This is a genomic window from uncultured Faecalibacterium sp. (genome assembly GCF_900066275.1).
Classification (GTDB): domain Bacteria; phylum Bacillota; class Clostridia; order Oscillospirales; family Ruminococcaceae; genus Faecalibacterium; species Faecalibacterium taiwanense.
Map to the genome: position 1 here is coordinate 23,088 of NZ_FMFG01000009.1, position 19,631 is coordinate 42,718.

The 19,631-nt window shown below is 58.0% G+C and carries 20 protein-coding genes and 1 riboswitch; of the genes, 2 read left to right on the forward strand and 18 right to left on the reverse strand.

Translation table 11 applies throughout. The features are described from left to right. Positions 1–51: 51 nt before the first annotated feature. From QZL71_RS05035 to QZL71_RS05065, 7 genes are all read right to left on the reverse strand, one after another. Entirely contained in the window at positions 52–315 is a 264-nt protein-coding gene (locus tag QZL71_RS05035) for an HPr family phosphocarrier protein (RefSeq protein ID WP_005920365.1), read from the reverse strand. Positions 316–656: 341 nt separating this feature from the next. Continuing rightward, a complete protein-coding gene (gene trmD / locus QZL71_RS05040; RefSeq protein WP_294648068.1) occupies positions 657–1,904 on the reverse strand; it encodes a tRNA (guanosine(37)-N1)-methyltransferase TrmD in 1,248 nt (415 codons plus the stop codon). A 3-nt stretch (positions 1,905–1,907) separates the two neighbouring features. Continuing rightward, positions 1,908–2,444, reverse strand: coding sequence for a ribosome maturation factor RimM (gene rimM, locus QZL71_RS05045; protein ID WP_005944690.1), 537 nt, complete (start codon positions 2,442–2,444; stop codon positions 1,908–1,910). 60 nt (positions 2,445–2,504) lie between these two features. Beyond that, entirely contained in the window at positions 2,505–2,738 is a 234-nt protein-coding gene (locus QZL71_RS05050) for a KH domain-containing protein (protein WP_005934928.1), read from the reverse strand. 17 nt (positions 2,739–2,755) lie between these two features. Continuing rightward, entirely contained in the window at positions 2,756–2,998 is a 243-nt protein-coding gene (gene rpsP / locus QZL71_RS05055) for a 30S ribosomal protein S16 (protein ID WP_005944692.1), read from the reverse strand. A gap of 92 nt (positions 2,999–3,090) precedes the next feature. Further along, on the reverse strand, positions 3,091–4,446 hold the full coding sequence (gene ffh / locus QZL71_RS05060; protein ID WP_120080934.1) for a signal recognition particle protein: 1,356 nt from the start codon (positions 4,444–4,446) through the stop codon (positions 3,091–3,093). Positions 4,447–4,470: 24 nt separating this feature from the next. After that, entirely contained in the window at positions 4,471–4,851 is a 381-nt protein-coding gene (locus QZL71_RS05065; protein WP_097775061.1) for a sigma factor-like helix-turn-helix DNA-binding protein, read from the reverse strand. 224 nt (positions 4,852–5,075) lie between these two features. On the opposite strand from QZL71_RS05065, the gene QZL71_RS05070 reads away from it, so the two are divergent. After that, the gene (locus QZL71_RS05070; RefSeq protein WP_097781517.1) at positions 5,076–5,990 is read left to right on the forward strand and encodes a pyridoxal-phosphate dependent enzyme; all 915 of its coding nucleotides are present in this window, start codon (positions 5,076–5,078) and stop codon (positions 5,988–5,990) included. A gap of 20 nt (positions 5,991–6,010) precedes the next feature. Then, positions 6,011–7,345, forward strand: coding sequence for an MATE family efflux transporter (locus QZL71_RS05075; protein ID WP_294648071.1), 1,335 nt, complete (start codon positions 6,011–6,013; stop codon positions 7,343–7,345). Positions 7,346–7,416: 71 nt separating this feature from the next. Here QZL71_RS05075 and QZL71_RS05080 read toward each other — a convergent pair whose 3' ends face one another. From QZL71_RS05080 to hemW, 11 genes are all read right to left on the reverse strand, one after another. Continuing rightward, positions 7,417–8,559 (reverse strand): ribose-phosphate pyrophosphokinase, encoded by a 1,143-nt coding sequence (locus tag QZL71_RS05080; RefSeq protein WP_044954082.1) that lies wholly within the window; start codon positions 8,557–8,559, stop codon positions 7,417–7,419. Between the two features lie 459 nt (positions 8,560–9,018). Further along, entirely contained in the window at positions 9,019–10,173 is a 1,155-nt protein-coding gene (metK, locus tag QZL71_RS05085; RefSeq protein WP_097776372.1) for a methionine adenosyltransferase, read from the reverse strand. Between the two features lie 118 nt (positions 10,174–10,291). Continuing rightward, positions 10,292–10,390, reverse strand: a riboswitch (SAM riboswitch). A gap of 76 nt (positions 10,391–10,466) precedes the next feature. After that, entirely contained in the window at positions 10,467–11,642 is a 1,176-nt protein-coding gene (locus QZL71_RS05090; protein ID WP_294648074.1) for a GGDEF domain-containing protein, read from the reverse strand. Positions 11,643–11,882: 240 nt separating this feature from the next. Next, the gene (gene deoC / locus QZL71_RS05095) at positions 11,883–12,548 is read right to left on the reverse strand and encodes a deoxyribose-phosphate aldolase (RefSeq protein WP_005944715.1); all 666 of its coding nucleotides are present in this window, start codon (positions 12,546–12,548) and stop codon (positions 11,883–11,885) included. A gap of 15 nt (positions 12,549–12,563) precedes the next feature. Beyond that, the gene (locus QZL71_RS05100; RefSeq protein ID WP_005944717.1) at positions 12,564–12,698 is read right to left on the reverse strand and encodes a hypothetical protein; all 135 of its coding nucleotides are present in this window, start codon (positions 12,696–12,698) and stop codon (positions 12,564–12,566) included. Positions 12,699–12,757: 59 nt separating this feature from the next. Beyond that, positions 12,758–13,378, reverse strand: a complete 621-nt coding sequence (locus QZL71_RS05105; protein WP_294648077.1) for a GtrA family protein — start codon at positions 13,376–13,378, stop codon at positions 12,758–12,760. Positions 13,379–13,622: 244 nt separating this feature from the next. Continuing rightward, positions 13,623–15,533, reverse strand: coding sequence for a bifunctional 4-hydroxy-3-methylbut-2-enyl diphosphate reductase/30S ribosomal protein S1 (locus tag QZL71_RS05110; protein WP_097775054.1), 1,911 nt, complete (start codon positions 15,531–15,533; stop codon positions 13,623–13,625). 3 nt (positions 15,534–15,536) lie between these two features. Then, positions 15,537–16,148: a lysophospholipid acyltransferase family protein gene (locus tag QZL71_RS05115; protein WP_097775053.1), complete on the reverse strand. Its 612-nt coding sequence runs from the start codon at positions 16,146–16,148 to the stop codon at positions 15,537–15,539. Next, complete coding sequence (gene cmk, locus QZL71_RS05120) at positions 16,145–16,822, reverse strand: (d)CMP kinase (protein WP_097781510.1); 678 nt, start codon at positions 16,820–16,822, stop codon at positions 16,145–16,147. Before cmk ends, QZL71_RS05115 begins: the two co-directional genes overlap by 4 nt. 346 nt (positions 16,823–17,168) lie before the next feature. Beyond that, a complete protein-coding gene (locus QZL71_RS05125; RefSeq protein WP_294648080.1) occupies positions 17,169–18,461 on the reverse strand; it encodes an NAD(P)/FAD-dependent oxidoreductase in 1,293 nt (430 codons plus the stop codon). An 86-nt stretch (positions 18,462–18,547) separates the two neighbouring features. Further along, complete coding sequence (gene hemW / locus QZL71_RS05130) at positions 18,548–19,630, reverse strand: radical SAM family heme chaperone HemW (RefSeq protein ID WP_154258969.1); 1,083 nt, start codon at positions 19,628–19,630, stop codon at positions 18,548–18,550. Position 19,631: the final 1 nt, after the last annotated feature.

A 19,631-nucleotide genomic window follows, 5' to 3' on the forward strand; every position in this document is an offset into this window, starting at 1 on the left:
TGAAAAACAAAAAGCGGCAGGTTCCCCCGCCGCTCCATTTATAGACACAAATTACTCAGCAAAACCGGACTCCACCAGCTTGATCAGGCCGTCAACAGCAGCCTGCTCATCAGCGCCGTCAGCGATGATGCGGATGGTGGTACCGCCCACGATGCCCAGAGACAGAACGCCCAGCAGGCTCTTTGCGTTCACGCGGCGTTCTTCCTTCTCGACCCAGATGGAAGACTTGAACTCGTTAGCCTTCTGGATGAAGAAGGTAGCCGGACGAGCGTGCAGACCAACCTGATTTTCAACGGTAACTTCTTTCACGTACATAGTAAAGCGCTCCTATCTAATATCGTTTTGGGTATAGAATCTGTATCCTGTGCCTGTTGCGTTACGATTATTTTAGCGCAAGTCGAAACGGTTGTACAGCCCCCCGGCGCATTTTTGGCGGTTTCTCCAATGAAAAGCGGCCCATTTTTCATTATTTATACAAAGATAATAAAATTATTCCCCGAAGGTTAGAGGGTAGATACAAAAGTTTTCAACATTTTTTCGACCATCGGGCAATATCTCGGCCGTTTTTGTGCGTTTCCAGCACCATACCCTCCGGTCCGAGCATCCATTTTCGTGCCTTTTTCGCTGTCCGATGCACCTGCAGCTGCCGCCCGGAGTTACTTCTGTGTGCTGCCCTCGTACCGCATCCAGACCAGCGCGCACTTTTTCACCACAGCCGGATATTGCTCCGGCGTGAACTCCAGCTCGGTGCCGCTGGTCAGCTTCCAGCCCATGCGGGTGTACAGCGCTATGGCGCGGGTGTTGGTGTTCAGCACGCTCAGCACCGGGTGCGGGTGCTCCGGCAGCTTCCTGCGGGCAAAGTCCAGCATCTTCATGCCAATGCCCCTGCCGCGGGCTTTTTCAGTGACGAACAGATGTTCGATGTGCCCCACCTTGTGGTTGATGCTCACGATGCCGTCCGGCACATCCTTGGTGGTGTGCAGGTAGCACACCCAGCCTGCGGCCTTTTCCTGCCGCAGCTGCAAAAGATATTCTTCCTCGTTGAGGCTGGCACAGTATTCCGGGGTCCAGTTCTCGGCACAGGTGGTGCGGCGGCCCTCCACAAAGATGCGAGCGGCAGCAGCAAACTGCTCGTCGGTCTTGACAAGGCGCATGTTCTCGCCGCGCTTCCATTTGGGCAGCTCGGTCACAGGGTGGGTCTCATACCACTTCTCGTACAGCTCCGGGCGGCGCAGGCGGGTGCGCTCCCGGCTCTGTTCCCCGCGCCACGCATCGATCTTCTGGTGGTCGCCGCCCAGCAGCACCTGCGGCACAGCGCGGCCTTCCCACACCTCGGGGCGGGTGTACTGGGGATACTCCAGCAGGCCGTCCCAGTAGCTTTCTTCCTCGTAGCCCTTCTGCTCAGCCAGCACGCCGGGCTTCAGGCGCAGCACACTGTCCGCCACCACAAGGCTGGCCAGCTCGCCGCCGGTGAGGATGTAGTCACCGATGGAGATCTCTTCGTCCGCAAAAGCATCGATCACACGCTCGTCGATGCCCTCATAGTGGCCGCATACCAGTGTCAGGTTATCGTACTGGGCCAGCCGCTTTGCGTGCTCCTCGGTGTAGCGCTGGCCGCCTGCCGTCAGGAACACGATATGCGGGGCCGGACGGCCCTGTGAAGCCACTTCCTGCTGCACAGCACGCAGGCAATCTGCGATGGGCTGAGCGTACAGCACCATGCCGCAGCCGCCGCCGTAGGGGTAATCGTCGGTCTGCTTCTGTTTGTTCAGGGTGTAGTCCCGGATCTGGTGGCAGTGGGTCTCAATAAAGCCCTTCTTTGCCGCGCGCCCGATGATGCTGGCATCCAGCACCTGCTGGCACATTTCCGGGAACAGGGTCACGATGTCCACACGCATTCCCATGGCTCACTCTTCCTCCCGTTCGCTGTCAAAGTCATCGTCCAGCAGGCCCGGAATGGGGGTGACGAGGAGATAGCCCTCCGGCGGGTTGCGCTCTTTCAGAAAAGCATCCACGCCCGGGAACATGTATTCCTTGCCGTTCGGTGCTTTGACGGTGTAGATATCCTGTGCACCGGGGTGATCCACGCTGGTCACAACGCCGTACACCCTGCCGGTGTCGGCATCCCGCACTTCGCACCCGATCAGGTCGGCCACATACCAGCGGCCTGCGGGCAGGGTGGCATCATTGCGGTCAAAGTAGAACACCTGCCCCCGCAGCGCACGGGCAGCATCCATATCGTCCACGCCTTCCAGCTGCAGCAGAGCCATCTGGCCCTGTGCGCGGATGGACACGATCTTATAGGCCCTGCCGCCCTGTGCCGAGGGGTACAGCCTGCCCACCTTTTTCAGAAAGTTGACGCCGTCGCACCAAAGCTCCAGCTTCATTTCGCCGCGCACGCCGTGGGTGGTCACGACCTTGCCCGCTTCCAGATATTGCTGCATAATCTTGCTCCTATAATCAAAAAGGCCCCTTGCCGCAAGGGCAAAGGGCCTGTAGGGTGCTCAGTCGATCTCAACAAGGACCTTTTCATCGACCCGCACAGCAGCCGCGCGCATCACCACACGAATGGCTTTTGCGATCCGGCCCTGCTTGCCGATGACACGGCCCATATCTCCCTCTGCCACGCTCAGGTGGTAGACGATGGTGCCGTCCTCGCGAGGCTCGTCCACCGTGACCTTAACGGCTTCCTTATCCTCCACGAGACCGCGGGCAACTGCCAGCAACAGCTCCTGCATGAGTCAGCCCTCCCTACTTACAGAACGTTGGACTTCTTCAGCAGGACGCGAACGGTATCAGTGGGCTGTGCGCCGTTGGCGATCCACTGCTTTGCCTTCTCAGCGTCGATCTTGATCTCGGAAGGCTCCTTGTTGGGATCGTAGGTGCCGATCTCTTCGATGAAACGGCCGTCACGGGGGAAGCGGCTGTCAGCAACAACAACACGATAGAAGGGAGCCTTCTTGGCGCCAACGCGGCGCAGACGAATCTTAACTGCCATGGTAAATATCCTCCAAAAATTGTTTTGTGCGGCCCTTGCGGGCGCATGTTGATTATATTGTACAAACCCGCAAGGGGGTTGTATCACAAAAATTATTTCAGTCCGCGGAAGGCATTGGGGTTGCCCATCATACCGCCCAGACGGCGGGCAAAGCCCTTGGGGCTTTTCTTGAACTGCTTCATCATCTTCTGCATCATCTCAAACTGCTTGAGCAGCTTGTTCACATCCGCCACGGTGGTACCGCTGCCTGCTGCAATGCGGCGCTTGCGCTTTGGGTTGATGATGGAGGGCTTCTCGCGTTCTTCCTTGGTCATGGAATAGATCATGGCCTCGATGCGGTCGAACGCCTTTTCATCGACCTGACTGGGATCGATGCCGCTGCCGCCGGGCAGCATGCTCAGCATCGCGCCTGCACCGCCCATCTTGCGAATCTGTGCGAACTGGTCCAGCATGTCGTTCATGTCGAACTTATTCTCCATCATCCGCTTGGCGGTCTCTTCGGCAGCCTTTTCGTCGGCCGTCTCCTGCGCACGCTCGATCAGGCTCAGCACATCGCCCATGCCCAGAATGCGGCTTGCCATGCGGTCCGGGTGGAACACATCCAGATCGTCCAGCTTTTCGCCGGTGCCCTGGAACTTGATGGGCTTGCCGGTAACGGCCAGCACCGAAAGTGCCGCACCGCCGCGGGTATCGCCGTCGGTCTTGGTGAGGATGATGCCGTCGATGCTCACCTTCTCGTTGAAGGTCTTGGCAACGTTCACAGCGTCCTGACCGGCCATGGCGTCCACCACCAGCAGGGTCTCGTCCACAGGAACGGCTTCCTTGATGTCCACCAGCTCCTGCATGAGCACATCGTCGATCTGCAGACGACCGGCGGTATCCAGGATCACGATGTCATTGCCGTAATCCTTGGCGTGTGCCAGCGCCTTCTTTGCAATTTCCGGCGGCTTTGCGCCCGGCAGCGTGAACACCGGTGCGCCCGCCTGTTTGCCCACCACCTGCAGCTGATCGATGGCCGCAGGGCGGTAAATATCGCAGGCCACCAGCATAGGGCGGCGGCCCTGTTTGATAAAGTACTTTGCCAGCTTTGCGGCGTGGGTGGTTTTACCGTTGCCCTGCAGGCCGCAGAGCATGATGATCGTCTGGCCCTTGTTCTTGATGTTCAGGCGGGCCGCCTCGCTGCCGCCCATCAGGGCAACCAGCTCTTCGTTGACGATCTTGACCACCTGCTGTGCCGGGGTCAGGCTTTCCATGACCTCCTGACCCATGGCGCGCTCGGACACCTTTGCACAGAAGTCCTTGGCAACCTTGTAGTTGACATCGGCTTCCAGCAGGGCCATGCGCACCTCACGCATCGCGGCCTTGATATCTGCCTCGGTCAGCTTGCCGTGACCGCGCAGCTTTTTGAACACACCGGCAAGGCGGTCGGTAAGGGATTCAAATGCCATTGTACGGTGCTCCTTTCACAGGTTTCAGCTCTCGTTCGCTTCGTCGATGGAGCGGATGAGCTTTAACATTTTGGTCAGCTGGTGTTCGTACTCGGTGGTGGTCAGGCCCTGTGGGCCGGTGCACTCGAACCGTGCATCGATCACCATTTGCTCCAGCTCTTCCAGCTTCTGCTGCACGCGGCGGTAACGCGCCGCAAAGCCGACCTTTTCCTCCAGCTCCTTCAGCGCGTTCTCGCCATGCTTGATGGCATCCCGCGCACCCTGACGGGTGATGCCGAAGTTCTCGCCGATCTCGCTCAGCGAAAGGTCGTCGTTGTAATACTGGCGCAGCATTTCGCGCTGTTTCTCGGTGAGCACCTCGCCGTAAAAGTCCAGCAGATAGCCCATTTCCAGATCTTTTGCCATCCTCTGATCCCCCGGTTTTGTGCCTGTACTTTCGAGAAGTGATGTAAAGTTCATTTGCTTTACGGATGAAGTATAGCAGATGCACCGCATCCTGTCAAGAGCCTTTCGGAGATTTTTCCAGAAAATCCGCCAAAAATTCGCCGTTTTTGCTAAAACGCATCTTGACGCGCGCAGTCCTTTTGCGTTAGGATAAGATTGTTGTATCCCATGAAAGGAGGGTCTTCGTGCCGATCTACCCCAATTTTTACCAGACGCTCAGCGCCTGCCCCATCGTGGAGCTGCGCGGCTATGCTGCCGCCTGCGGGCTGAAGGGACGGCTGTATGCCTATCTGGACTTTGCAGGCCCCACCGGCACGGCCCGGGACGGCCTTGCCGAAGGGATGCTGGCCCTTGCCATTGAAAAAAAGAAGCTGATCTCCGGTCAGCCCATCATTGAAGCGGCCTCCGGCCCGTTTGCCGCTGCGCTCACGCTGGCGGGCCTGACCGCCGGTCACCCGGTGGTTCTGGTGATGCCGGAGGATGCCCCCGCCCTGCGGCAGGAGACCCTGCTGCGGCTGGGTGCGCAGATCCGCCACAGCCCGGCCCGCAGCGGTGTGAACGGTGCCCGCCGTCTGGCGGCACAGACCGCCGCCGCCAACGGCTGGTACTACATGGACTGGCTTGCCAACGATGATAACCCGGAGTACCACCGCCGCGTTACCGGCCCTGCCATTGTGCAGAGCATCGCGCGGGAGGGCAAAAGCGCTGTGGACGCTATCGTGATCGGCGTGGGCAGCGGCGGCACCGTGACCGGCGTGGGCGAGACCATCAAGGCATGGACGAACGATGTGCGCATCGCCGCCGTGGAGCCTTACGAATCGCAGGCGCTGGGCGGCGGCCTGACCGGCCCCCACGGCATCAGCGATCTGGGCTACGGCTTTGTGCCGGAAAACTTCAACGCCTATGTGGTGGACAACGTGGTGGCGGTGAACACCACCGACGCGCAGCGGGCCGCGCAAAAGGTGCTGCGCACCGATGCCATCCCGGCTTCGGTGGCATCCGGTGCCGTTTTGCAGGCGGCCGCACAGCTCATCCATGTAGGTGCCAGCCGCTCTGCCCTTGCCATCCTGCCCGGACGGCAGATCGTAAATACATTATAAGGAGAAATCATAGAGTTCCCATGACAAACGACATGACAAAGGGAGCCATTACACCGCTCCTGATCCGTTTTACCATTCCGCTGGTACTTGGCAACCTGTTCCAGCTCACCTACAACGCCGCCGACAGCATCATCGTGGGCAAGTTCGTGGGCGAGGAAGCTCTTGCCGCCGTCGGCACTTCCAACCCGCTCATGACTCTGGCCATCCTGTTTATCAACGGCATGTGTCTGGGTGCCGGCATTCTGGTCAGTACCGCATTCGGTGCCGGTGATACCCAGCTGATGGAGCATCAGGTGTCCACCACCGCCATTGCAGGCACCGTGTTCTCGCTGGCATTCTCGGCGCTGTGCGTCATTCTGGCCACGCCCCTGCTGCAGCTGATGCAGGTGCCCGCCGATATCCTGCCCATTGCGGTCAGCTACCTGCGCATCGTGTTTGCAGGCCTGATTTTCACCTTCTTCTATAACTTCCTTGCCGCCACCATGCGTGCACTGGGCGACAGCAAGAGTGCCCTGTATTTCCTGATGATCAGCTCTGTGCTGAACATCGGCGGCGACCTGTTCTTTGTGCAGGTGCTGAACTGGGGCAGCAACGGCTGCGCCCTTTCCACCGTGGTCAGCGAAGCACTGTGCTGCGTGCTGTGCGTACTGTACATCCGCTGGAAGGTGCCCATCCTGCAGCTGGGCAGGCGCTGGCTGGTGTTTGACGGCAAGCTGCTGCGCAAAACGGTCAGCTACGGCTGGACCAGCGCCATGCAGCAAGCCACCGTGCAGCTTGGCAAGATCGCTGTGCAGGCCATCGTGAACACCATGGGTGTCAACGCTATGGCTGCCTTTACCGCTGCTTCCCGCATTGACGACTTTGCCTATACCCCGCAGCAGAACATCGGCCACGCCATGACCACCCTCATGGCGCAGAACCGGGGTGCCGGCAAGCACGACCGTGTGAAGCAGGGCTTCCACTGCGGTATGCGCATCGAAACCGCTTACGGCGTGCTGATCGCCTTTGTATGCTTTTCCGGTGCGCCCTTTATCATGAAGCTGTTCGTCACCGACCCGGAGGTCGTCCATCTGGGCGTGCGCTTCCTGCGCACGGTTTCCCTGTTCTACCTGATGCCCGCAGCCACCAATGGCATTCAGGGCTTCTTCCGCGGCATTGGCGATCTGAAGGTCACGCTGGTGTCCAGCACCTTCAACATGGTGTTCCGTGTGGCGGCAGCTGCGGTGTTCGTGCTGGTGTGGAAAATGGAGATCGAAGCTCTGCCTTACAGCTATGCGGTGGGCTGGGTCGTCATGCTGCTCTACGAGCTGCCCATGCTGGTTCGGTATCTGCGCAGCCATGGAGACGAATTATGATCGTTTTATTTGATTTGTGATACGAAAAAGGCTCTGCATCGCAAGGATGCAGAGCCTTTTTCGTATTAAACTTACTTGCGGCTTGCCAGCAGGTTCTCGATCTTCTTCAGCGGATCGATGATGCTGGAAACAGACATGTCGTGGTTCAGTGCCACCACAAAGTATGCAGCGTACTTGGAAACATCCACATCCACATACCAGTCGCGGGTGAGCAGCTCAGGCATACGGTAGGTCAGGTTGGTGCCCACAACATAGGTCAGCTTGCCCTCGGCCACAGCCTTGTCGAACTTCTCCAGACCGCTGGTGAACAGGGGGAAGGTGGCGTTGGCGATGATGTTGGCAGCGCCGCGCTCCTTCAGGTTGCTGGCGACCTCCAGCATGCTCTCGCCGGAAGCAATGATGTCGTCTGCGATAAAGACGGTCTTGCCTTCCACGCTCTCGCCCAGATACTCGTGGGCAACGATGGGGTTGCGGCCATTCACCACGCGGGTGTAATCGCGGCGCTTGTAGAACATGCCCAGATTGCAGCCCAGCACGCTGGAGAAGTACATGTTGCGGTTCATGGCGCCCTCGTCCGGGCTGACCACGGTAAACTTGCTCTTATCAAAGGAGAGGTCCGGGTCCTTCTTCAGCAGGCTCTTCAGCACCTGATAGGTGGGCATTGCGTTATCAAAGCTCATCAGCGGCACAGCGTTCTGCACGCGGGGGTCATGAGCATCAAAGGTGATGATGTTGCGCACACCCATGGTCTGCAGCTCCTGCAGGGCCACAGCGCAGTCCAGACTTTCGCGCACCACACGGCGATGCTGACGGCCGCCGTACAGGCTGGGCATAATGACCGACACACGGTGTGCCTTGCCGGCCACTGCCTGGATCAGGCGCTTCAGGTTGGCGAAGTGATCGTCCGGAGACATGTGGTTCTCGTAGTTGAACAGCTTGTAAGTCACGCTGTAGTTGCCGGGATCGACCACGATGAAGATATCGTCGCCGCGCACCGACTCCTTCACCAGACCCTTGGCATCGCCACTCTGGAAGCGGGGGCAGTCGCAAGGAATAATGAAGGTCTCTTTGTCAATTCCGGCAGCCTTGGCCCAGCGGACCAGATGCTTGTCGATCAGGCCGGTCAGTTCCTCTGCACCGGGGCAGGAGATCAGCCGCATATCTGCCACGCTGGGCTGCTCAAAGAACGACTTCGGGGAAATTTCAATAGACATAGTCATAACTCCTTATTGCTGTTTACGATCCGTATCATGCACACAAGAGCGCATATCTAGTTTTATTTTATCACATTTCGTCGATTCTGCCATATCAATTTGTTTCATGTCAGGATTTTCTGCGCCTTGCACAGCTGTTTTTCTTTTTTCTCAAAGAGAATGTGTGTTTTCGACAAAAAGACAGCCGATTCTTTGCCATTTCGCAAATTTCGGCTGATTTCCGTGGAAAAGTAAGACTTTTCTTTGTCTGAGCAGTCTGCCGGGATCGCTCTTCCTGGAGATAAAAATGCAGTGTGCCGGGCAGCGGAGATGCTGCTGTTTTCGCTCGTTCGCCCTCCCCGGCAGAGCCGCAAAAACAAAGGCATCTGCAGCAAATTTGCTGAGCTTCAGAAGCTCAGAAGCGATCGTTGCAGATGCCTTCTTATTTTATATGATTGCGCTAGGTGCTTTGTGTTCCGCTTACAGGGCAGCGACCGCAGCCTTCAGGGCATCCACGCGGTCGGTGTTCTCCCACTTCACGCCCAGATCCTCGCGGCCCATGTGGCCGTATGCGGCCAGCTTGCGGTAGATGGGCTTGCGCAGGTCGAGTTCGCGGATGATGGCGGCGGGGGTCAGGTCGAACACCTTTTCCACAGCCTGCTCGATCTTCTCATCCGAGACGGTGCCGGTGCCAAAGGTATCCACCATGATGGACACAGGCTTTGCCACGCCAATGGCATACGCCACCTGCACTTCGCACTGCTTGGCCAGACCTGCAGCCACGATGTTCTTTGCCACCCAGCGGGTCGCATAGGCTGCGCTGCGGTCCACCTTGCTGGGGTCCTTGCCGGAGAAGGCGCCGCCGCCGTGACGGGCATAGCCGCCGTAGGTGTCCACGATGATCTTGCGGCCGGTCAGGCCGGTGTCGCCCTGCGGGCCGCCCACAACGAAGCGGCCGGTGGGGTTGATGTAATACTTGGTGTTCTCGTCCAGCAGCTCAGCGGGGATGGTGGCCTTGATGACCTTTTCCATCACATCGGCGCGCAGCTGTTCCATGCTGACGCTCTCGCTGTGCTGGCTGGAGATGACCACAGCATCCACACGCACGGGCTTGTTGTTCTCATCGTACTCCACAGTGACCTGGCTCTTGCCATCCGGACGCAGATAGTCCATCTCGCCGTTCTTGCGCACCTCGGTCAGGCGCTTTGCCAGCTTGTGGGCAAGGCTGATGGGCATAGGCATCAGCTCCGGGGTCTCATCGCAGGCATAGCCGAACATCATGCCCTGATCGCCTGCACCGCCCACCTGATCGTTGGTGCCCAGTGCGATGTCGGGGCTCTGGCCGTCGATGTTGGAGATGACGGCACAGGTGTCGGCATCAAAGCCGAACTTTGCGCGGGTGTAGCCGATATCTGCCACCACCTCGCGGACGACCTTCTGGAAATCCACATAGCAGTTGGTGGTGATCTCGCCCATGATGTGCACAAGGCCGGTGGATGCACAGGTCTCGCAGGCCACGCGGGCATTGGGGTCGTGGGTCAGAATTTCGTCCAGAATGGCATCCGAGATCTGGTCGCAGATCTTGTCGGGATGTCCTTCGGTGACGGACTCAGAAGTAAACAGGTGTCTTGCCATTTGTTTTGCCTCCTAAAGTTTTTACAGCAGGGTGTGTATTTCTTGCTCCAACATTCCGTTCAAGCTTTTTTGCGCGAAAAATAAAAGCGCCCAGAGCCCGAAAGCTCTGAGCGTTGCACTCTTATCTCTCGGTTTCCCGCAGGATTTGGCACCTTGCGCTCACGCGCAGGTTGTCGGGCTTCACAGGGCCTGTCCCCTCAGCCGCTCTTGATAAGTCGGTATTCAGTTGGTACGTTCAGTATTCTATCATTGCTTCGTCAGATTGTCAAGAAGAGTATCACTCTTTTTAGACATTATTCTGAAATTGATGGAGCATTCCCCTGCTCCGGTACGGCATGGCCGTTCCGGGCGGCGTGGAAGGCGCGCTTTTCCGCATACATCCGCTCGTCCAGTTCCGCCAGAAATTTCTCCACGCTGCCGCCCTCATACTTTGCCACACCGGTGGAGAAAGACAGCTGAAAGCTGCCCGCCGGGGCGGCGGCGTTATAGCGCTGCACCCGCTGCTCGATGGCGGCACAGATCTTATTCAGGATCTCCTCCGAGCCGTGCCGGATCAGCACCATGAACTCATCGCCGCTTATGCGGATAGCTACCGAGTTTGCCACCAGGGCCCCGGACAGGATGTGACCGATCTCCTGAATGGCGCGGTCGCCCGCACCATGACCGTAGGTGTCGTTGATCTCCTTGAAGCAGTTCACGTCCATCATGATGCCGTAAACATCCTTTTCCTGCGTGGCGTGGATGCGCTCCAGACAGTAGTTCATGTACTTGCGGCCAAACAGGCCGGACAGCTCGTCGATATAGCTGCGCAGACTGCGGAGCTGACTGTCCACAAACACAAAGGCGATGGCCACCGACAGCCAGCCGAAGGCCATACCGTAGAACGCACCCTGCAGCACCGTGCCCACCGCACAGGTGATCACAAAGTAGTACACCGAGAAAAACTCCACCGTAACGCCATCGCGCTTGGCCTTATGCACCTGCCACACGCTCTCGGCATAATAGCCGAACAGCAGCAGGTAAAGCAAACTGTTCAGCGGACCGCGATGGTAAACGTTGTCCGCAGAGATGGTAAAGATCCATCCTGTGCCGAAAAGGTTCGCCGCCAGCAGCGCCAGAACAGCCAGCAGCGGCGCGCCCAGAAGCAGATGCCTTCTGCGCAGGCGTCCGGTGCTGCGGTAGACCCGGAAGTCCACATACAAACACCACGCAAAGCCCACGCTCACGGTAGCGCCGGTGCAGACGGTGTTCATGAGGTACAGCCAGAACCGGCTTGCCGCGCCGGGCACGCCGTCCAGCAGAAAGCTGATCGTCTCTGTCGCCTGTGCCAGCAGAGTCACCACCAGCATCCGGCAGAACAGCTCACTTCCAACACTGTTTTTACTCTCGCCGCGCACCCGCAGCAGAAACAGAAAGCATACCAGCACCGCCCCTGTGCCATTGGCCACAAGGATCTCGGGTATATTCATTGCATTTCCTCCCCTGCCCGCCTTATCCCACAAGGCAGACAGCCCCTGTTTTATACAGTATCTATCTGTATTATATACCCTGCCGCGTCCTGCTTGCAAGGCTTGGCATCAAAAGGGCCGCTGCACAGCAATTTGTGCAGCGGCCCTTGGGAAAACCAGACGATCCAGAACAGCCTTCGCGTGCGCTCTGGTTCTGTTCTGCGGAAATATTATTTATAATTGCATTTTTTCGCAGAAAGATCAATAGCCCTTTGCCTGCTCGCCGTTCAGAATTTTGACAGCGCGGGAGGTGCCCAGACGGTCAGCACCCAGCGCAAGGAAGGTCTCCATGTCCTCCACGGTAGAAATGCCGCCGGCAGCCTTGACCTTGCAGCGGCCATGCACGCCCTTGACCATCAGCTCCACATCGTGGAAGTTTGCGCCTGCGGTGGAGAAGCCGGTGCTGGTCTTGATGTAGTCCGCGCCTGCCTCGCAGACGATATCGCACATCTTTTCCTTTTCCTCGTCGGTCAGCAGGCAGGTCTCGATGATGACCTTCAGGACCTTGTCGCCCACCGCCTGCTTCACGGCGCGGATGTCCTCGCGCACGGCATCGTACTCCTTGTTCTTCAGGCGACCGATGTTGATAACCATATCCACCTCGGCGGCACCATTCTCAATGGCAGTCTTGGCTTCAAACGCCTTGCTGGCGGTATCCATGGCACCCAGAGGGAAGCCTACCACGCAGCATACCGGGATGCGGCCCGCCATATACTCCACCGCCTGCCTGACGTAGCAGGTGTTGATGCAGATGGATGCGGTGTGGTTTGCAATGGCTTCGTCACACAGGGTCTGGATCTGGGGCCAGGTGGCCTCCGGCTTCAGCAGGGTGTGATCGACATGGGAGAGAATTTCTTCACGAGTCATGTTTGTTTCTCCTTTTTACTTGCTGGCACGGCGCACCTTTGCCATGCCGACAGCACTCAGGGCAATTGCAGTTGCTGAGACCGTTGCACCAATAATGCCCAGCACCAGACCGGAGACCAGAAATGCAAAACCTTTCAGACCACGCTTCATAAAACCGTACCTCCTAAATTATATTGGATATTTTCTCCGCCTGCGGCGGAGAAAATATCTCACTTGCGATTTTTAAAGATGATCAGCTTGCTGAACACATAGTTCAGCACGATCACCAGTACATTGGAAAAGACCTTCACGGCAAGGCCCCACAGTGCCTGCGCATTGTAGCGGCTGGTAACGAAGATCGCCGTGGGGCCGTCTGCACCGCCGATGACGGCAATAGCGGCAGAGCCATCCGTGACCCCCGCCGGTGTGCCTGCATAGGAGGCTGCCATCTGGATGGCCGTATCCGGGCCAAGCCAGTGGGCCACCACGCTCAGCACCCCCTGCATCAGCTCGTCCATCAGCGCTGCACCCTGCGCAGCCAGCAGATTGCCCAGCACCAGCATAATTGCAGTGTCCAGCAGCATTGTACCCAGACGACAGGTGACGAATGCACCAAATTCCCTCGCCATGGCCTTGCCCTGCGTTTTGCTGTGGAACACAAAGGCGCGGTTGGTGCAGTAGGCAAACAGGATGCAGATGATGTTATCCAGCACATTGCCCCAGCTGTTGGCGGCTGTATAGCCAAACAGCTTGTTGAACAGCGCATACAGCACAATGTTCAGCAGGGTGCACAGCACGCCGAAAACCAGATAGCTCAGCACTTCCCAGTGTTTCTTGAAAAAATTTATCATAGTTCGTCAAACCCTCTCCGTCCGCTCGCGCTGCTCGCGTCCACCTCTCCCGAAGGGCGAGGTTTTATTGCGGGCGCGGCGAGCCTGCCCTCTTTTGCCAAAAGCTCTCCCCTTCGGGGGAGCTGTCACCGCAGGTGACTGAGAGGGTTCTCTCCTTAACAAAAACAGCCCCGCCGCCGTTTTCCCGGCAACGGGGCTGTTGATCGCATTGTGTCAGAAGCTTTTCTTCCAAACGAAAGGCTGATTACTCAGCGTCGTCGTTCAGCAGGGCCTTCATAGACAGGCTGATGCGCTTCTTGTCGAAGTCGACATCCAGCAGCTTCACATCGACCATATCGCCGACCTTCAGTACGTCAGAGACCTTCTCAACGCGGTCATTGCTGATCTCGCTGATGTGGACCAGACCATCAACACCCGGCAGGATGCGGACGAATGCACCGAACTTGGTCAGAGAGACGACCGGAGCATGGAAGGTGCTGCCGATGGGGTAGTTGTTCTTCAGCTGCTCCCAGGGGTTGTCCTCGGCCTTCTTGTAGCCCAGAGAGACCTTGTGGTTCTCGGTGTCGATGTCCTTCACATACACCTCGATGGTATCGCCAACGGAGACGACCTCGGAAGGATGCTTGATGCGGTTCCAGCTCAGCTCGCTGATGTGGCACAGACCGTCCACACCGCCGATATCGACGAATGCACCGTAAGAAGTCAGGCTCTTGACAACGCCGGTGTAGGTCTTGCCCACCTCAACGTTTGCCCAGAACTCTTCACGCTTTGCCTTGTTCTGCTCAGCGGTCACCTTGTTGATGCTGCCGACGATCTTGCGGCCGGAGCACTCGGTGACAACCAGCTGAACGTGCTGGCCAACCAGAGCGGTGTAGTCCTCATCACGGCGCATAGTAGCCTGAGAACGAGGAACGAACACCTTGACGCCCTTGACGTTGACCACAACGCCGCCCTTGTTGAACTCGGTGACATCGCCTTCGACGACCTCGCCGGACTCAGCGGCCTTAGCGATCTCTTCCATGCCCTTGCGAGATGCGAGCTTCTTGCGGGAGAGCTGGATGACGCCATCCTGATCCATAACCTTCTCGACGATGAGGTCCAGCTCATCGCCAACCTTCACCAGGTCTTCGACCTTGGCGGAGGAATCATCGGTCAGCTCGCTCAGCTTGACAAAGCCGGTCTGCTTCGCTCCGATATCCACCTGGATCTCGTTGGCAGAGATGCTGGTCACGATTCCTTTCACAATACTGCCTGCATGAACACGCTTTTCCTCGGATGCATTCAGCATCTCCTCAAAGCTCATGCTGTCATTGATTTCTGCGCTCATACTGTTAAGTACCTCCTCAATAATAGACGATGGCGTTGAAGCCCCGGCTGTCACGCCCGCCACTTTAACATCTGCAAACCATTCCGGCCGAAGTTCGCTCGCTGTCTCGACCGTTACGGCACGCGTGTGTTTTGCGGCGACCTGTACCAGCTTTTGGGTATTGGAAGAATGATGACCGCCAATGACAACAATGATGTCGCATTTTTGGCTGAGGTCTTCCGCTTCCTGTTGCCTCGCCCACGTCGCATTACATATTGTATCAAAAATTCGGGCGTTTGTATAGGCTTTTTTGAGAAACTCCGAACTTTCTTGCCATTTTGTAACCTGAAATGTGGTCTGTGCAACTGCAAACAGGGGTTTTTGCGGGTCAGAGGGGCCTTTCCATGCCTTCAACTCGGCCAGATCTGCAAAAACGAACACCTCTCCGCGGGTGTGGCCCACGATCCCCTGCACCTCCGGATGGGTCTTGTCGCCTGCCACCAGCAGCACTGCCCCCGCCTTTTCGGCCTCGGCGGCAATGCGCTGGATCTTCTGCACGAAGGGACAGGTGGCATCATGGTAGGTGATGCCGCGCGCATCCAGCTCGTCGTACACGGTGCGCGGCACGCCGTGGCTGCGGATGACCACCTCGTACCCGGCGGGCACATCGGCGATGGCATCCGCCACAAGGGCACCCTTTTTCTGCATATCCTCCACAGCCTGCGGGTTATGGATCAGCGGGCCGAGGGTGGCCACCTTGCAGCCTTCGTTCAGCAGGCCATAGGTCAGATCCACCGCCCGCTTGACACCAAAGCAGAACCCCGCCGTTTTGGCAACTCGGATCTCCATCTTTTACGCCCCCATCTTTTCCCACGCATCCAGCAGGGCCTGCTTGTTGGCACGCAGCTTTTTGGTGTCGCGGCGGCTCTCCATGGCAAACTGCTCTGCAGGCATCGGCTCGCCGTAGATCACCCGTACTTTGCAGAACAGGTGCATTTTTCCATCCGGCGTATCGTACAGGATGCGGCAGGGCACTACGTCCACCCCGGCCCCCGCCGCAATGACGAACAGTCCGCTCTTGGGCGGCAGAAGCTTCCCGTCCTTTTCGCGGGTGCCCTCCGGGAAGATGAGCAGTGTTTCGCCGTTTCTGCACTTTTCTACGGTCTGCTCAATGGCAGCCATTTCATCCTTTGTGCCGCGCACGCACACCGCGCCGCAGCAGCGGAAGAACCAGGTCAGCAGGGCGTTGATCTCGAACAGTTCCTTCTTGGCGAACACGATCATCCGCCTGCTCCACCGGGTGACCACGATGAACACCGGGTCGATGGCGGAGACATGGGTGGGTGCAAGGATGCAGCCCTTTGTCTGCACCTTTTTCAGGTTTTCGCGGCCCTCTACATGGATGCGGAAGCCGATATGCCACAAAAGCCACGCAAAGGGCACTAAGATGTAATATAATATCATTTTATCGTTTTATTCACTTTCTCCGCAATGATCTTCTTCATTGCAGCAAGGCTCTGTTCAAAATCCAGCTCCGAAGTATCCAGCAGCACGGCATCGTCCGCCTGCTTCAGGGGTGCAGCGGCACGGTGGGTGTCCTGATAGTCCCGCTGCTTCACGTCGGCCAGCACCTCTTCATAGGGAGTATCGATGCCCTTGGCCTGATACTCTTTCCACCTGCGTGTGGCGCGGGCTTCCGGCGTGGCGGTGAGGAAGATCTTCACCGTGGCATCCGGCAGCACCACCGTGCCGATGTCGCGGCCGTCCATCAGCACGTCCTGCTTTTTGGCCATATCCCGCTGCAGTTCCAGCAGAAAGGCGCGCACAGCCGGGTTTGCGCCCACGGCAGAGGCAGCCATACCTGCGGCCTCGGTGCGGATGGCGGTGCTCACATCCTCTTCCTTTAAATAAATGTGCTGCTCGCCCTCAATGGAGGCCAGCCGCAGCTCGATCTGGGGAAGCAGCGCGTTGACCGCTGCGTTGTCCTTGGGGTCCTTGCCTGCGCGCAGGGCATACAGGCCGATGGCGCGGTACATGGCACCGGTATCCACATAAATATAGCCCATTTCAGCCGCCAGACGGCGTGCCAGCGTAGATTTGCCTGCACCTGCAGGCCCGTCGATCGCAACAGATACCATGTTGTATCTCTCCTTTTTAAACTGAACGATTTAAAATGGCCTCCGCATTCGCTGTGGCCATCTTCAACGGAAAATTATTTTAAATATTTACAAATCTGGAAAATCTGCGGATTTTCCAGATTTGATTTTTCACAAGTGGGGCCGCAACGGCCAACTGAATCTGCTGCTCGTTCCCTTCGGGAACAGTTGCGCAGTGGTCTGTGAGACTATCCCGGCAACAACTCTTTTTGTGAAAACGTATTTTGAAAACGACCGCAGTCGTTTTCAAAATACAAATCAAAAAAATCTATTCCTATAAATATGCCCAGAGCAGCGCGGAGGGCATTTAAAATTGTTTTATCTGTAATTACAGATTATTTGCAAATGCCTGTGCAGTGCAGAAGGCGATCTGCAGGTTGTAGCCGCCGGTATAGGCATCCACATCCAGCACTTCGCCTGCAAAGTAAAGGCCCATCGCCTTTTTGCTCTGCATGGTTTTGGGGTCCACCTCCCGCACGGACACGCCGCCGCTGGTGATCACCGCGTGGGCCAGATCGCCCCGGGCATCAATGGACACCCGCCAGTGCTTCATCAGCTGCACCAGCTCCCTCTTCTGCTCCCGGGTGATCTGGTTTGCCTTGGTAGCCGGGTCGATGCCCCAGCGCGCCACCATCACCGGCTGCATACTGGACGGCAAAAGCTTTACCAGCGCGCCCTGCGCCGCATGGTTTGCCAGCAGGGCAAAATCCCGCGTGATGCGGTCGTAAAGCTGCTCCTCGCTGAGAGCGGGCTTGAGGTCGATCTCCGCATGATACTTGTGTTTTTTCATGTCGCCCAGATGGCTGGATGCGCTCAAAGTCAGCGGGCCGCTGATGCCAAAGTGGGTGAACAGCATCTCGCCCTGCTCGTCAAAGATGGCCTTGTCGTCCTCGAACAGGGTCAGGGTGACGTTTTTCAGGGCCAGACCCATCATTTTTTTGCAGTCCGCGTCATGGCTCACAAGGCTGACCAGACTGGGCACCGGCTCCACAAGGGTGTGCCCGGCCTGCTGCGCCAGCCTGTAGCCATCGCCGGTAGAGCCGGTGGTGGGGTAGCTCACGCCGCCGGTGGCCACCAGCACGGCATCCGCCCGGTACTCCCGGCCGGAGGTGCCCCGCACACCGATGCACCGCAGTGCCGGGCCTGCCTTTTTCTTTTTGGGGTGGCGCGGGTTTTCCGGTGCGGCGGGAGCTGCTTCCGGCTCCGGTGTTACCTCTTCCAATAGCAGCTTTTTCGCGCCGTCATGCACGAGTTCAGCATCCTGCGCATAGCGCAAAAGAGCCTGCCGGATCTCTTCGGCCTTGTCCGACACCGGAAACACCCGGCGTCCGCGCTCCACCTTCAGCTCCACGCCAAGGCCCTCGAACAGTTCCATGGTCTTTGCCGGTGGAAAGGCCCCCAGCGACGAATACAGAAAGCGCGGGTTGGTGCGCACATGGCGCAGAAACTCCTCTGCCGGGCAGTCGTTGGTCACATTGCAGCGGCCCTTGCCGGTGACAAGGATCTTCTGGCCGGGCTTGTCCATGTGTTCCAGCACCGTCACCTGATGCCCTTGCCGCACGGCGGCACCCGCCGCCATCAGTCCTGCCGCGCCTGCGCCGACGATCAATACTTTCGCCATCCGTTTTCTCTCCCATCGCCTAATAATACGAGTATATCATACCAGAATCGACACACAAAAGCAATGTGTTGCCGTATTTCTGCCAATTACAACAGCTGGGCAAGGATGCTGTTCTGCACGATGAGACCCGCCGGGGTCAGGGCAAGGGTGCGGCCGTCAAAGCTTGCATAGCCCGCCCGGACGCAGTTTTGCACAAAGGCCAGCTGTGCGGTGGAAAATTCTTTCCCGTAAAGTTTTTTGTATGCATCCAGCGAAAGGCCTTTGCGCAGACGCAGCTGTAAAATAAGGTAGTCCTCTGCGCCGCAGCTGCCGTCCATCACCGGGGCGGCGGCATCGTTCAGGAAAGCGGCGGTGTCCGGCGGGTAGTAGAACCGTCTGCCGCCCATGCAGGAGTGCGCCGCCGGGCCAAGGCCCAGATAGTCGCCGCAGTCCCAGTAAATGAGGTTGTGTCTGCCCTCATAGCCGGGCTTTGCAAAGTTGGAGATCTCGTACTGTTTGTAGCCGTGGTGTTCCAGCTGTTCCACTGCATAAAGGTAAAAATCGGCGGCTTCATCGCCGGTGGGCAGGCCTTCGGGCGGATGTTTACCAAAGGCCGAATCCGGCTCGATCTTCAGCAGATATGCCGAAATATGGGTAGCCCCACCACCCTCGATCAGTTCCAGCGTTTCGTCAAACTCAGCTTCGGTGTAGTGGGGCAGTGCCAGCATGATGTCGCCGCTGATGTTCGCAAAGCCTGCCCGCCGGGCGGCGGCAAAGGCAGCCCGCGCCTGCTTTGCTGTATGCGGTCTGCCCAGCGTGCGCAGCTGGGTATCCCGGGCAGACTGCACCCCGAAGGAGATGCGGTTCACGCCCGCCTCCCGGAAGCCTGCAAGACTTTCTTCCGTCACCGTCTCCGGGTTTGCTTCCAGTGTGATCTCGGCCCCCGGCATCGGCCGGGCCGCATCGATCAGCCGTTTTGCCTGCTCCGGGCGCAGCAGGCTGGGCGTGCCGCCGCCAAAATAAAGGGTGTCCGGCTGCAGAGGTGCTTCCGGCGCAAAGCGGGAAAGCTCCCGCAAAAGAGCCTCCACATAGGCATCCGGCACGCCGCGCTCACCGGGATGGGAATAGAAATCGCAGTATCTGCATTTGGAAAAACAGTAGGGTATGTGTAAATAAAGCCCAAGAGACATA